General features: G+C 42.3%; 17 protein-coding genes. 9 read left to right on the plus strand and 8 right to left on the minus strand.

The annotated features are described in order from the left end of the window. Positions 1 to 8 precede the first annotated feature (8 nt). Complete coding sequence (locus AC6JA8_RS02980) at positions 9 to 830, minus strand: tRNA threonylcarbamoyladenosine dehydratase (protein ID WP_497975697.1); 822 nt, start codon at positions 828 to 830, stop codon at positions 9 to 11. Positions 831 to 963: 133 nt separating this feature from the next. On the opposite strand from AC6JA8_RS02980, the gene AC6JA8_RS02985 reads away from it, so the two are divergent. After that, positions 964 to 1,260: a hypothetical protein gene (locus AC6JA8_RS02985; protein WP_133566691.1), complete on the plus strand. Its 297-nt coding sequence runs from the start codon at positions 964 to 966 to the stop codon at positions 1,258 to 1,260. Here the strand turns inward: AC6JA8_RS02985 and AC6JA8_RS02990 are convergent. The 3 genes from AC6JA8_RS02990 to AC6JA8_RS03000 are packed head-to-tail and all read right to left on the minus strand — an operon-like array spanning position 1,172 to position 3,553. Then, a complete protein-coding gene (locus AC6JA8_RS02990) occupies positions 1,172 to 1,858 on the minus strand; it encodes a type III pantothenate kinase (protein WP_497975698.1) in 687 nt (228 codons plus the stop codon). The two genes, AC6JA8_RS02985 and AC6JA8_RS02990, sit on opposite strands and share 89 nt — an antisense overlap. After that, positions 1,855 to 2,616, minus strand: coding sequence for a 3-methyl-2-oxobutanoate hydroxymethyltransferase (gene panB / locus AC6JA8_RS02995; RefSeq protein WP_497975699.1), 762 nt, complete (start codon positions 2,614 to 2,616; stop codon positions 1,855 to 1,857). Before panB ends, AC6JA8_RS02990 begins: the two co-directional genes overlap by 4 nt. A 10-nt stretch (positions 2,617 to 2,626) precedes the next feature. Beyond that, entirely contained in the window at positions 2,627 to 3,553 is a 927-nt protein-coding gene (locus AC6JA8_RS03000) for a ketol-acid reductoisomerase (protein ID WP_497975700.1), read from the minus strand. A 67-nt stretch (positions 3,554 to 3,620) separates the two neighbouring features. On the opposite strand from AC6JA8_RS03000, the gene AC6JA8_RS03005 reads away from it, so the two are divergent. Genes AC6JA8_RS03005 through AC6JA8_RS03025 form a run of 5 tightly spaced genes read left to right on the plus strand, consistent with a single transcriptional unit; the run spans position 3,621 to position 7,228 of the window. Beyond that, complete coding sequence (locus AC6JA8_RS03005) at positions 3,621 to 4,388, plus strand: aminotransferase class IV (protein WP_497975701.1); 768 nt, start codon at positions 3,621 to 3,623, stop codon at positions 4,386 to 4,388. Beyond that, the gene (locus AC6JA8_RS03010; RefSeq protein ID WP_497975702.1) at positions 4,381 to 4,602 is read left to right on the plus strand and encodes a DNA gyrase inhibitor YacG; all 222 of its coding nucleotides are present in this window, start codon (positions 4,381 to 4,383) and stop codon (positions 4,600 to 4,602) included. The genes AC6JA8_RS03005 and AC6JA8_RS03010 overlap by 8 nt, the downstream gene beginning before the upstream one ends. After that, a complete protein-coding gene (locus tag AC6JA8_RS03015; RefSeq protein ID WP_497975703.1) occupies positions 4,571 to 5,470 on the plus strand; it encodes an inositol monophosphatase family protein in 900 nt (299 codons plus the stop codon). The genes AC6JA8_RS03010 and AC6JA8_RS03015 overlap by 32 nt, the downstream gene beginning before the upstream one ends. 43 nt (positions 5,471 to 5,513) lie before the next feature. Further along, on the plus strand, positions 5,514 to 6,446 hold the full coding sequence (locus tag AC6JA8_RS03020) for a hypothetical protein (RefSeq protein WP_497975704.1): 933 nt from the start codon (positions 5,514 to 5,516) through the stop codon (positions 6,444 to 6,446). A 17-nt stretch (positions 6,447 to 6,463) separates the two neighbouring features. Then, on the plus strand, positions 6,464 to 7,228 hold the full coding sequence (locus tag AC6JA8_RS03025) for a HEAT repeat domain-containing protein (RefSeq protein ID WP_497975705.1): 765 nt from the start codon (positions 6,464 to 6,466) through the stop codon (positions 7,226 to 7,228). A 23-nt stretch (positions 7,229 to 7,251) separates the two neighbouring features. Here AC6JA8_RS03025 and AC6JA8_RS03030 read toward each other — a convergent pair whose 3' ends face one another. Then, positions 7,252 to 7,818: a hypothetical protein gene (locus tag AC6JA8_RS03030; RefSeq protein WP_102242392.1), complete on the minus strand. Its 567-nt coding sequence runs from the start codon at positions 7,816 to 7,818 to the stop codon at positions 7,252 to 7,254. 60 nt (positions 7,819 to 7,878) lie between these two features. On the opposite strand from AC6JA8_RS03030, the gene AC6JA8_RS03035 reads away from it, so the two are divergent. Then, positions 7,879 to 8,871, plus strand: a complete 993-nt coding sequence (locus tag AC6JA8_RS03035; RefSeq protein WP_497975706.1) for a KpsF/GutQ family sugar-phosphate isomerase — start codon at positions 7,879 to 7,881, stop codon at positions 8,869 to 8,871. Here the strand turns inward: AC6JA8_RS03035 and lnt are convergent. Then, positions 8,815 to 10,395, minus strand: coding sequence for an apolipoprotein N-acyltransferase (gene lnt, locus AC6JA8_RS03040; protein WP_497975707.1), 1,581 nt, complete (start codon positions 10,393 to 10,395; stop codon positions 8,815 to 8,817). The two genes, AC6JA8_RS03035 and lnt, sit on opposite strands and share 57 nt — an antisense overlap. A gap of 63 nt (positions 10,396 to 10,458) precedes the next feature. Here lnt and AC6JA8_RS03045 point away from each other — a divergent pair, with 63 nt between their 5' ends. Next, on the plus strand, positions 10,459 to 11,160 hold the full coding sequence (locus tag AC6JA8_RS03045; protein ID WP_497975708.1) for a hypothetical protein: 702 nt from the start codon (positions 10,459 to 10,461) through the stop codon (positions 11,158 to 11,160). Here the strand turns inward: AC6JA8_RS03045 and AC6JA8_RS03050 are convergent. Then, positions 11,138 to 12,289 carry a S8 family serine peptidase gene (locus tag AC6JA8_RS03050; protein WP_497975709.1) on the minus strand — a complete coding sequence of 384 codons (1,152 nt, stop codon included), beginning with the start codon at positions 12,287 to 12,289 and terminating at the stop codon, positions 11,138 to 11,140. The genes AC6JA8_RS03045 and AC6JA8_RS03050 overlap by 23 nt on opposite strands. A 367-nt stretch (positions 12,290 to 12,656) precedes the next feature. Between AC6JA8_RS03050 and AC6JA8_RS03055 the strand changes: the two genes are divergently transcribed. Then, positions 12,657 to 12,887, plus strand: coding sequence for a hypothetical protein (locus AC6JA8_RS03055; protein WP_102242397.1), 231 nt, complete (start codon positions 12,657 to 12,659; stop codon positions 12,885 to 12,887). A 91-nt stretch (positions 12,888 to 12,978) separates the two neighbouring features. On the opposite strand, the gene AC6JA8_RS03060 is transcribed toward AC6JA8_RS03055, so the two are convergent. Continuing rightward, positions 12,979 to 13,350: a TraR/DksA family transcriptional regulator gene (locus AC6JA8_RS03060; protein WP_102242398.1), complete on the minus strand. Its 372-nt coding sequence runs from the start codon at positions 13,348 to 13,350 to the stop codon at positions 12,979 to 12,981. Between the last annotated feature and the right edge of the window lie 83 nt (positions 13,351 to 13,433).

Consider the following 13,433-nt stretch of genomic DNA (forward strand, 5'->3'; position numbering starts at 1 on the left):
AACTTTAATTACTTGCGAGCAATGGTGTTGACGACGTGACCTGCGGCCATAAGACCGAATAAAGCAGTGATATGAGAGACCGAGCCCATGCCTGATTCACAGTCGAGCTTGAGGTTCGTTTCAGGATCGGGGATATTGCAAGTGCCACCGTCAGCCGTTGGATAGATTGCATCTTCTGGCGAGAAAACGCACATCATTTTAAATTTTTGTGGCTTCAGGTTGCTGGTTTTTGTTCCGGCCGGGAAGTCGAAATCGCGGCGTAGTTTTTTTCTTAGCCTAAAAAGAAGAGAGTCGTTTTTGCTGGAGCCTAAATCAGCGAGCATAACTTTAGTCGGGTCAACTTTTCCAGCAGCTCCGCCAGTGATGACAACAGGGATTTTTCTTTGATGGCACTTAGAAATGAGCAGGGATTTATTTTTTAAACTGTCGATAGCATCAATAACATAGTCATAAGGAGCATCGAGAATCGCTTCAGCCGTAGACTCAGTAAAGAAGTCTTCAATCAGGTGCACGTGGCAGTCTGGATTGATGGCCTGGATGCGATCGCGCATCACGTGGATTTTGAGTTTCCCATACTGACCACTCATCGCTGGGAGCTGACGGTTGGTATTGGTGATACAAATATCATCCAGGTCTACGAGGGTGATATACCCAACCCCGGAGCGGGCAAGGGATTCGGCGGCCCAGGAACCAACGCCCCCAAGGCCTACGACGAGGACGCGGGCCCTCATCAGGTTTTTAAGCCCTTCGACACCATAGAGCCTGGCGATCCCGCCAAAGCGCTGGTTGTAGTCGGTGGTGACCTGTGATGGGGTTAAATCAATTGTCATGGGCGGTTTATACCTATTTTATGGACTTTTTCCAAGAGGGAAGGCCCTAAACAAGTATAAAAATTACAAAGGGGCTATTAAGCCATACTGGTTGCTCTATACTCAGGCATCACACAATTTTTTAGAGGATTTTATGGCATTAGAGAGATTTAAGATTGTTTCGCCAAAAGATGGCCAGTCAGTCGACAACATTTTTGAAACATTACTAATCAACCTTGATCACATCATCAGCCTGAAGCCTATCCGTATGGTAGTGGAAGAGAAGCTGGTTATGGGTTACTGGATTAGAACATCTAACGGGAAAAAATACCGTGCAGTGGAAATCCCTGATAGTTTAAAAGCTACCCTTGGCTCAGATGAGATTGATGGATCAACGACAGTGCTGAATGTACTAAGTGACGATCTAAATCAACAGGAACTGTTAAACTAAGAACTTTTTTTAATTCCTCAGCGCTTCCCCCGGCGAAGATTACTTTTCCGGGGGAAGTTTTTTTTATAACCTCTAAAATCACCGCTTTCACATAAACCTCTGTCGCTTTTAAAATCGCTTCATCCGTCGTGTGCGGCAATTCTTCATTACTTTTAAACAACTGGTCTGCTTTTAAATGCGGCAACTGGGCGCTGTCGGAATAAGTTTTTAAGAAGCGGTTTAGTCCCGGAAAGATATATCCACCCTGGAAACCATCGTTAGTCACGAGGTCGCAAGTGATAAAAGTCCCGGCATCAATCACCAGGACTTTCTCATTAGGCTTTAATTTTTTGTAAGCGCCATAGGCCGCAATCATTCGGTCTTCACCCAAAGTTTCGCTATAGTTCACTTTCATATCAAAGAAATGAGTTTTTGTTCTCTTCGTTTTTAAATCGAAGCTTGGTTTGATAGAGAGGCTTTTTCCCACGCTGGAAATCAGAATGAAATCAGAAGCGACAGGAGTGTATTGATCAAGAGGCACAAGACTCTGCATAACACCATTGTCGTGAATGGCGACTGTCGGATTCGTATTGCCGTTATCGATCGTAACTAGTCTCATGCTTTTAAGTACTCGTTGATCAGCTTCATTTTGTATTCGTACAGGTTGCCAATTGGCTTGCAGAATTTTGGTGGATCTTTTTTACCGTTATGAAGAAGGTCATTCACTACCAGAACTTGTCCGTCAGTGTGTTTCCCTGAGCCAATACCAATTGTTGGGATTTTTAATTTATCTGTGATTTTTTTCGATAGAGACTCTTCAACAAATTCTAAAACAACGCAGAAACACCCGGCAGCTTCAAGGGCCTGAGCTTCTTTCATTAAACGAGTTTGAGAAGCCGTGTCTTTTCCGTGAGTGTAGTATCCACCTTGCTCGTGCACAGACTGCGGAGTCAGACCGATATGTCCCATAACTGGAATCCCGATTTGAGTCAGGCGTTCGATGATTTCCAGGATAAACGGGAAAGCACCTTCAAGTTTTAGCGCTTCAACTCCTGATTGCTGAAAAAGTTTAATAGCGTTTTGTACACCAAGCTCCATCGTGGCATAACTTCCAAAAGGAAGATCGGCGACGACAAATTTATCAGGGGCTCCACGCTTAACCGCTGTTGAGAAAGTGATCATCGTCTGAGTGTCGACCTGAATCGTGTGGTCGTAACCTAAAACAACATTTCCAACGCTGTCGCCGATTAAAAGAAGATCAAGGCTCGTTTCATTCATCAACTGGGCCATTTGATAGTCGTAACAAGTCAGCATTTGCAGAGTGCGTTTTGCTGTTTTCTTTTTAAAGGCGCGGATTTTTCTGGTGTCTAATTTCATATTTATCTCACTAATTGATAAGATCAGCTTTTAATCTTTTATAAACCTGAGAGAGTTCTTCTTTCTCCCAGTCTTTGGTTACTTTAGCTCTCAGTTCGTCAGTGTATCCTTCGACTTCCTTGTAGAAAGTGCGGTCGTTGATATCACTCATAATTTTCTCCAGACCTTTTTCAAACTCTTCGCCTAAAAGAAGCTCTTTGCCTTTTAGTGAACCTAAAAGAGCGTTGGGAGAAATCAGGTTGAAGAAAGCTTCAGGCCCTAATGTCACGATGGCCTGGGAGATCGATTTCAATTCTAAGAAACATTCCATAAAAGCGACTTCTTGAGAGATGCCGTTTTTTCTAAGAGTGTTAAAAGATTTTAAAGCGACGTAGGGAAGAATCGAGCAAAGAAATGACTGCTCAGAAAATAAATCAGCAGCACACTCTTCATCGAAGTTGCTTTTGTAAAGAGCAGTGAAACCCGCGGCCTTAGCAACCATGCGCAGGTCTGCTTCAAGTTCTGCAGAGTCGGCACAATAAGCAGCCCCGATTTTTCCTTTAATCTCGTACTGGTATCGTACTTCACTGGCAATCGCTTTGGGAGCAAGTAGTGAGTGGTGAAATTTTGGATAAGTTTTTTTCAAGTCAAACTTAGAAACACTAAAGCCGTGAGCATAAATCAAATGGGCCCCAGGTGCTAAGTAAGACTGATTTTTTTGCAGGAAGCTTAGCTGTTGATCATCAGGGATCAGCATCACCAGAAGGCGCTCGTTTTTTAAGGCTTCACTTTCCAGATCAATGATCTGAAAACCCATTTGCTCGGCAAGAGCGCGCGATTTACTTCCTTTGTTTAAAGCAATTTTTAAGCCCTGCTTTGAATCTTTGAGGTTCAATGCCCATGCTTTTGCTTGCGAGCCAAAACCGACGATTGTCACGCTGGATTTTAGAGACTCCATAAACTTTCCTTTGTCAGATCTTCATGAATAAAGCTACACTCTTAGGAAGAAAGAGGCTAGCATTTCATTGAAAATAATATCGCAAGATTCAATTCCATTTTACCAGTCAGAAGAGCTAAACCGCGGGGTTTGGACTTTCACTTCTTTTCTTTCAGGGCAACAGCATTTTGTCTTTTTAAACGAGCATTTAAACCGATTGCTCAAAGGCGCAGATCACTTGTTTCCTAAAGCGAATTGGATGAATTTAAGGGGAGAGATTGAAGCTTTTTTACAAGCTGAATTTGTCCCGGCACATTATTTTCGTCTTAGTATTGCTGGGGATACTTTGCTTTTTAGCAAGAAGCCCCATGCTCCAAAAAATCCTTATTTAAATTTGGGAAATGCCACATCAATCAAGGCACCGAACTTGGTTCCTTCATTTGTTAAATCTCCCAACTATTTAGTGGCTGACCTCGAACTAAAAGAGGCCTTAAAAAGAAAGTTCGACGATGTGATTTTTTTCGATCACCAGGGCAATTTGACAGAGGCGAGCACATCAAATGTTTTTGTCTGGCTAGATGAAAAAACTGTCCTGACGCCTAAGCTTTCTTCTATGGTATTGGATGGAGTGACTCGCAGGAAGTTGATTGAATATTTAAAACGTGAAGATTTTCATGTGATTGAATCCGACATTTCTAAAAGTGAACTTGAAAGCTCCAGGGAAATTTGGTTAACTAATGCCATACAAGGCATTCGTTTGGTTGATCAATATGAAAAGATCAATTTTGTAAGAGAGAAAAATCTTTACCAGACTACGTGCCTGAAATTCGGCCGATTCGGAGAAAGGTATGAATAAATTGTTAAAAGTTAAATGCCCACAGTGCGACACTGTTTTTACTTATTACGAATCAGAGTTTCGTCCCTTCTGCTCAAAGAGATGTCAGCAGATTGACCTGGGACACTGGTTCCAGGAAACGTATACGGTCCCGACAAAAGATGTCGTCATGGAAGAGGAACAATCAATCGAGCAGGATAGCGATGAAAGAAATGAAAGCGAATACGAAAGCTAAAAAAGCAGTTGTAAAAAAAGAAGAAGCGCTCAAACTGGCGATGGACCTTGGAGTTAAGGCTTCAAAGCTTCTTTTGGAAAAACAAAAAAAACTATCCAGCTTAAAAATCACAACGAAAGTGGCTCAGGGAATTGCCAGCAATGCCGATGTTGAATCGGAAAAACTGGTGATGGATGGGATTGTGAAAAAATACCCAGATCATTTTATCCTGGCAGAAGAGAGCGCCTACAAAGAATATATGGGTGAGATGAACCGCTATAAATTTCTCAAAGAGAAAGAATGGGTATGGATCATTGATCCACTAGATGGAACAAATAATTTTTTAAACGGACTCGATTATTATGGAGTCTGTATTTCTCTGGTTCATTTCGGAGAGCCGGTAGTCGGAGTGGTGATCAGGCCGACTAACGGAGATTGTTTTTATGCCATCAAAGGCAAAGGAACAAAATTGATCAACTTTTCAAAAGATTTTAAGAAGAAATCAAAACCTATCAGTCTGAAGAAGACATCGACGAAAAAAGCACTGAGTGACTCACTTTTGGTTACTGGGTTTGCCACAGAAAAAGGCCCGGTCTTTGATCAGGAATTCGACCTGTTTAAAAAACTTATGGGCAAAAGCCGTGGGATCAGAAGAATGGGGAGTGCTGCCCTGGATTTATGTTACGTGGCCCGCGGAGTATTCGACTGTTTTTGGGAGAGAGGGCTGGCGGCGTGGGATGTTTCTGCGGCCGGATTAATCTGTCTTGAGGCCGGTGTTTTAGTAACTGATTATGACGGTCAGAAATTCCATCCTTTCCAAGCGACAATCGCAGCGGCAAGAGCTCCTTTACACAAGGAATTGTTGTCTTTATTTGGGAACAGATTATAATTCCATATAGATGTGATTAGAGATTAAATCCTAGGAAGGGACCGTGACAGAAACAATACGTTTGATTCTCACCAAATTTACTGATGAAACCATCACAGTGTTTAGTTTGTTATTACTGCTGACGATGGTGGCGATTATTATCTATTGGTTTTACAACCGCAAAAAGTTTCATCAGCTTTCACACGAAATTCCAGCGAGTGTTGTAAAAAATTATTTAGATTCAATCATTCAAAATTCTAATTCACTAAAGTCGTCTCTTTTTAGAGGCGGTGGTCTTGATATGGGCAACGGTGTTCCGTCTGTTGTACCGGTAGGGGATCTTCCATCTTCAATGAATATCGGCATTGGTGCCGGCGCTGAAGAAGTGACTCAAAAAAATGCAGAGATCGCAGCACTTACACAAAAGCTAAGCGACCGCCAGAGACAAATCGTTGACCTGGAGAGAACAATTCAGGAGCTTTCTGCTGGAAAAGGTCTGGGCGCTGAAACTGAAATCCTGAAAAAAGACTTAGGGACAGCTCAACAAAGAGTGAGAGACCTTGAGGCGCAATTAGCAGAAGCGATGACAAAAGCTGGTGGAGACGCTGGTCTTCAAAAAGAACTAGCCTCTGTAACAAGTGAAAGAAATGAAATCCGTGAGCGCTTAAAAGAATACGCGATTATCGAAGAAGACCTGGCCAACTTAAAACGCCTTCACCAAGAAAATGATCAGCTGAAAGCTGAACTTCAAGCTTTAAAGAAGGGCGCTCCAGCTCCTGCACCAGCAGCGGCTCCAGTTGCACCTCCTCCACCTGTTGAAGAAGTAGAAGATTTAGAAGCAGCAATGGCCCAGGCAATTGCTGACAGCAAACCGGCACCTGCTGCTGAAAAAGCTCCTCAGGTAATGGATATCCCTCTTGAAGAAGTTCCTCAGGAAGAAGGGGAGCAGAAATCTGCAGAAGAACTGTTATCTGAATTTGAAAAAATGCTGGGTTAATCCCGCGGGAGTTTTTGATGAAGAATGTAGCTCGTATTATCTGTGTTCTGTCTCTGACTTTTTCTGCTTATGCACAAGCAGCGATTAACAACTCAGATGTAAAGAATGCTCTTCTTCAACGATACATGCTAAATAACGACAAGATTCAGATGGCGAGCTTAAAGAGTGAGACTCTTAAGCACGGTGGAGAGTCTGTGGCGGCCTTGATTGAAGTGATGAAAAACGGAAAGTACCCGGATAAAAACCGTTGGATGGCGACATTTCTTCTGGGACAAATCATGGGCGATAAGTCGGCACCATTTCTTTCAAAATTCTTAAAGCACCCTCACTGGGTTATGAGAATGGCCAGCTTAAAGACAATGCTTGCCTTAAAACAAAGAGGGTACTCACAACAGTACGCGAGCCTTTTAAAAGATGATTCATTCATCGTTCGTGCGCAGGCCCTGGATAACATCAGGACACTAAAAACAGTAGACGCTGCTCCACAAGTATGGGCGATGTTGTACGACAAGAAAAACTACTACCAACCGACAATGAATGGAAAAGCGCTTAAAGCAAAACGTTCAAACATCATTAAGTCAGTCATCGCGACAGTAGGGGATCTGAAGTTTGAAAAAGCTCGTCAGCCGCTTCTAAAGATGATTCAAAAAGAGCGCTACAACGATATCTTCCCGGAGATGGATGCAAGTCTTGCAAAGATCACTGGACAGAAATCACCTAACGGGGACATGAGCAAGAAGAGAATCTTCTGGCAACGTATGGCCCTAAATACAACAATTTAATTTAAAGAAATTTTTAAGAAGTTTTAGAAATTCTTTTCAGCTTCTTTTGTTTTCTTATCTTCGATTTCTTGAAGCTTGGCTTCGATCGCCAGTGCTCTTTCAAGACGGTAGAGGATAGACTTTTCTAAGATTCCGTCAGTCCTGATAATCTTCCAGCCTTGCAGGAAATCCTGCTCAACTCTCTGGCGTTTAAAGACCGTGACCTTCGCCACTTCTTTAGTTCCACGATAACCTTTAACGACGTTGATGATCAGTTTGAATTCCGCTCTTTTTACAGAATCACTTGAGCCGAAAGAGTCGGCGAAGTTTAGCTCGAGAGTGTTGTCGATCCAGCGGGTTTTAATGACTCCGGCATCCTGGTTGTAGACTTCTCTGGCGTATTTATTGGTGAGCTTCATCACCTCTTGCCAGACCTTGTTGTAGTCGGCACGGTAAACTTGACTTGGAATTTCAAGATCTTCAGTGACTTCCTTGAAATTCTCATAAGAAGAGCAGCTGTAAGTCCCAAACAAAATAGCTGTGACTACAATGGTCTGTGCCATGATCTTTGGTAATCTTTGCTTTAAATTGTTTGAAAAACTTTTTATCATCTTCTTAATATTGTAACGTAAGACCCAGTAGTTTCAAGATTTTCACTTAAAAGGGAAAGTATGACCCACTCAAAAACCATGGCGGATGTTCTTAAATTGGAAGCGGAATCACTTCTTCGTGCCGCAGAGATTTTAGAAAAAGATTACTCAAAAGATGCAGATAAACTCACGAGCTTGTTTGATCAGTTGAGAGCGACAGGTTCGTCGATTATTTTTTGTGGAGTAGGGAAGTCTGGCATTATCGCTCAAAAGTGCGCGGCCACATTCACTTCTCTTGGTCTTCCGGCCCTTTTTCTTCACCCGACAGAAGCTCTTCACGGGGACCTGGGGCGAGTGGGGAAAAACGATGCCATCGTTCTTTTAAGTAAATCGGGAACAACGGAAGAAGTCTTAAAGCTGATGCCATTTTTACAAATCCCAAGAAGCCACCGCATTGCTCTTGTTGGCAAAGTTCCTTCACCCATTTCAGAGTACTGTGACATTATTTTTGATTGCTCGGTAGAAAAAGAAGCCTGCATCAACAACCAGGCGCCGACGACGAGTTCAACACTGGCGCTGGCAATGGGAGATGCGATGGCCGTGCTTTTTGAAAAATACATCGGTCTTTCAAAAGAAGGTTTTGCTGTTAATCACCCGGGAGGAATCCTTGGTAAATCTCTGCGCATGAAAGTGCGCGACCTGACTATCAAAGATGATCAGTGCCCGGTTTTAAAGAGTACTCAGACTCTTCAAGACGCTATTTTGATGATGACGAAGTTTCCGGTTGGGGGCTGTGCTGTTGTCGACAATGGCGAGTTTAAAGGCATTTTGGTTGAAGGCGATATAAGACGAACATTCACTCGCGAAAACCAAGGGCTCCAAACAAGTGTAGAGTCCATCATGAATAGGACTCCGACTAGTATTCATCCGGATCAATTGGCCTATGAAGCACTGGAGTTAATGGAGTCGAAGACCAGGTCATTTCAAATACTGCCGGTCCTGGAAGGGAAAAAGTTTTTAGGCTTTATCCGTCTTCATGATCTCTTGAAAGAAGGTTTTTCTCTTAAGGGCTAATTCCACCAATCCTAAAACGACTGCGATCGCAAGAAAACTTAACAGACCAAAAGTTTGAAAGATTGTTTTTTCTCTTTTAACAAAAGAAAAGTCTTGATCGAGGTATGTTTTTTCACCCACAGATAGACGAGGACCCTCGCTTCCATCAGGGTAAATGACCGTTGAAATTCCCGTATTCGTAGACCTGATAATTGGCAGGTTAAATTCAAGTGCTCGCCATTTACTTAAGAACAAATGCTGGTGAGGTTCAGCCGTGTCGCCATACCATGAATCGTTAGTCAGGTTGATTAAAAACTGAGCTTCATCTTTTTGGTGGTTGAGCATATCGGCAACAAAACCCGGAAATAAAACTTCATAACAAATAACAGAGACAAAACTATGGTTGTCTCTGGTTTTAAAGCCAGTATAAGTATCGCCTTCAGCAAAATAAGAGATGTTGGTAATGATACTGCTTAGGTACTGATTAAGTGGTCCGAAAGGAAGTCCTTCACCAAAAGGGATCAGGCGCATTTTATGGTAGACCTCTTTCATGTAGCGATCGCTGCTAAAAAGAAAAGCAGAGTTGTAGTCGCTTTTGTAATTTTGCTCACCCGGCTTCAGGCTTGAATCATAACCACCAATAAAAAGTTCAGCTCCGGTTTTTTCGATAATGCTGTCGATAACTGATGGAGGAGGAAAATTTTTATTGTTCTTCATCCCTTCACTTAAAAAGAGAGTGGGGAACGCTGTTTCCGGCCAGATTACTAAGTCTGTTTTTCCGGGAAGCTTATCTGTACTTAAAAAGTAATAGCTGTCGTAGACGCTCTTGATTGAGTTAACACTTCCGCGTTCAGAATCAATTTTGAGGAAGTTTCCGATATTGGGTTGAACCATGCGGATTTTTAAGGTGCTCAATTCCTTTGCACTGCTTGGGTGTAAAAAAGGCAAATGAAACACAATTACGACTAGAGCAAAACCATAGTAAAGTTTAGGTTTTTGTTTTGTTTTAAAGTGCTCTACCAGGGCCAGTGATAAAAGGGCCGTGAAGAATGAATAGAAAGCGGCCCCTGCCCATGGAGCAAAAACCAGTTTCACTGTCGGTGCTAATGAAAGAAATGAATGTCCTAAGTGCGCCGGGAATTGCTGAGGTACAAAGCGCTCAAGCAGAACATATCCTACAGCAAGAAAAAGCGGGTGCTTGATTTTGCTTTTTAAAACCACGTAACAATAGACTTGAGGAATGATAACAAAAGAAAACACCAGGCCAAGCAGATGGTTTAAAGGAAAGAAGAGACCGCCGAACTCTTGCAGAGTGTGTGGGATCCAGTAGAAACCAAGCAGGTAAAAACCAAGTGAGTAGGCTAAACTTAAAACAAATTGTTTCTTGAGAGAAGTTTCCTGATCCAGGGCCCAGTTAAAAAGAGCAAACCCGATGATCGGAGCAATAAACAGCGATGAGCCGTTAAAAAGTGGGAAGCCCAAAGCATAAAGCATTCCGGCCAGGAGACAGACAATAATTGTTCGGTATTTTAATAAAATTGGCATAAAGAGATACTAGTTTTATTCAGATTATTTGCCAATGAGAGACTCTCACTTTAGAATTTTATTATGAACAATGATGTTTCTAGAATAACTCCAGGAAGGGGAGAGTCTCTCGATTATTTTGAGGGGCTTCGTTCATCCATCCCTGAAGCCGCTTACAAACCAGTCAAGCGCTGCCCGAACTGCCAGTCGGTTTATTTAACCGACACTAACTGCGAAGCCTGTGGGCGCTCACTCCTTTATCACCCGATCGGAGATCCTTTTAGTGCTAAAAGCCTTTATGGTTTTAAAGAGCGCTACTATGAGAGTTTCTCAACTTTCATTAAGTATTTCCCGGTTTTTGAAAACAAAACGGGCAATGAAGCCAAGAGCTACGTTAGAAAACTGATGAAGCGTTTTGATGATTTGCTTGAGGCCTTTGGTGATGAAGAGGCCATGGATACAAAAAACCGCAGGCTTTTTTATGTCGAAATCATGGAGCTTATGGATGAGCTTCTTCGTTACGGGACTAGTCCAGTGATTCTTCAGCAAAAAATTGAAGGCAGCTCATTTGAGACCGGTTCTCTTTTATCTGAACAATTGCTTCTGTATTTGAATGAAACGAAAAAAGAAAATAAGCTCGAAGCTTCATGGGGAGTGCGCTTTTTAAATCATCGTTGGTTTGGTTTGAAAGTGGACCGGATCTTTAAGACGGTTATAATCGCGGCCACTGTGGTTGCAATGGCCGTCGCTTATTATGGTGTGATTAGTTCGCAAGTCGGTAGATAATTTTCCCTTCTTCTTTTTTAGCCTGAGACTTAGAGTCGTTGGCCAGCTGACGGTTTGGAGTGTCTTCGTATTGAGCTGCAAGAGTAATCGCAGCTGAAGCATCAAGACGTCCACCTGTTGCACATTTTCCTTCCATCGTTACTTCTTTTTTAGCTGAAGCTTTGATGATTTCTTTAATCTTTTCAGTCGGAAGGTTAGGGAACTGAGACTTAATTAAAGCAGCTACACCTGTTACGAATGCTGTTGCTTGAGAAGTACCAGTTAAGTATCCCGCACGACCGTTTTGTAGAGAAGATTTAATACGGTAACCTGGAGCAAAGATATCTACACTTGAGCGTCCGTAGTTTGAAGAGCTAAGGATTCTTAGGTCTTCATCGTGAGCCGTTACTGTAATGATATTTTTTAGTCCGTAGCTTGCCGGGAAGTAAGCTTTCTTTCTATCGTCAATGTTAGACTCTTCGTTACCTGCTGCCGCAACAACCAGGATTCCTTTTCTTTCAGCTTCTTTAAGGATGCGCAGTTCTTCTACTGCGGCCTCAGGTCCACCACCAGAATAGTTGATAACGTCAACGTTGTTATCAACAGCATACTTAAGAGCTTCAACCGTAGAGTTCAGGTTATCAATCCCAGAAGCATTTGGGTTATAGTATTTTAGAGCAAGGATTTTTACATCTGGATAGATACTCTTAATGATCCCAGATACGTGAGTTCCGTGTCCGTGTTGATCAAGTGGAGCACCTTTTAGTTTTTTATCTTTAGAGAAGTCGACACCGAAGTTGTTCTCGTCAACTTTTCCATTTTCTACGAAGATGTTTTTTTCAAGGAAAGGGTGGATCGGATCGATACCTGTATCAACTACGGCAACGACGATTTCTTTTTTCTTCTTAAATTTCTTCCATGCTTCTAGAAGATTAATGCTCGATGGGTTTTCTGGATTAACACCCCAGCTTACATAACTAGAAGTTAAATCACGTGGATCAAAATAAGACTTCTCTTCCATTTTTTGAGATTGAACTCTTGGAAGATTTCCCTGAATGTTGGCAGTCTGTGACCATGCTCCAAACGAGATTGTTGCCACTACATTAAGTACAACAAGTCTGGTGATCATCTTCTTCATTTGATTCTTCATACTAATCCCTTAATTCGATCCGGCCAGGGTTCATTCTGGCCTAATTGGTTCTCCCCCTTAAAAAGCAAGCTTCTTGCCAAGGAGTTCCCCTAATAATCTAGGGGGTTAAGGTTCAAAGTGATTAAAGAGTTGATAAAAAACTAGTGAGCTGTAAAAAGTTTAAACAGTTGGCGGAAAAAAGGCGCAGCCTTTTTACTGCTTAATTTAAGAGTTCCGACAACCCTACTGACTCCGAATCTACATTAAATAGTGGCGAGGAGGATTGGCAGTGAAAAAATGACACTAAATAAATGGCAAGCGGCTTGCTCTATATATTGGTAAGAGGCCCAAAGTGGGGCCACCCCCTCAAGGATGTAGAGGTTACTGTATGAAAAATGGATTACTTAGATTTTATCTCGTCTTTATGTTCGTCAGTTTAGCGCTTTTTTCATGTGAAAATCGCGACCTAAGCAGCGATGCCAGAGAAGCCAAGCAAAGCATTATCGACAGAAAGCCAGACATGCGTCATCCAGTGGAGCCCAATGAGGCACCAGCTGAACCTCAAAAAGGGAAGAAGTCCCGCGGTAAATACATTTCGAGATCGAGCAACTGGTGCTGATTCCCCCCTCAGCACTGATTGCCCGGTATCAATAAAAAAGCCTCCAATTGGAGGCTTTTTCTATTTAGATCTTGTTGTGAGAGAAATGTAATTAGATAGCTTTGATAAATTTTTGGTTTTCTCTTTCTTGTTCTTCAGCGTGAGTGATACACAGAGTTGTCCACGGTTGGTTTTCCAGGCGTTTTTCACCGATGGCCTCATCACACTCTTCGCAGTGACCGTAAACGTTCTGCTCGATCTTATAAAGGGCTTCATCAATGGCCTTAAGCTTTACCAGCTCTCTTTGGCGCATATTAAATGTTACTTGTTGATTGATGACCGAAGTGGCCAGGTCTGCTTCATCAGATAGGTCGTCTGAAGATACTTGAAGGTCTTCTGTACTACGTAGAATACCACCGTTCATGATCTTCATCTTCGCCTGAAGAAGTAGTTCTTTGAATTTTTCCATCTTAGCTTTGTCCATACATTCCTCGTTTAAACTAGTAACCTAAGAAACTCGGTCTGACGTGTGCGCCAGAAGAAACTTACCAAATAGTTTACCTTGTT

It is taken from the genome of Bacteriovorax sp. HI3 (genome assembly GCF_059738875.1).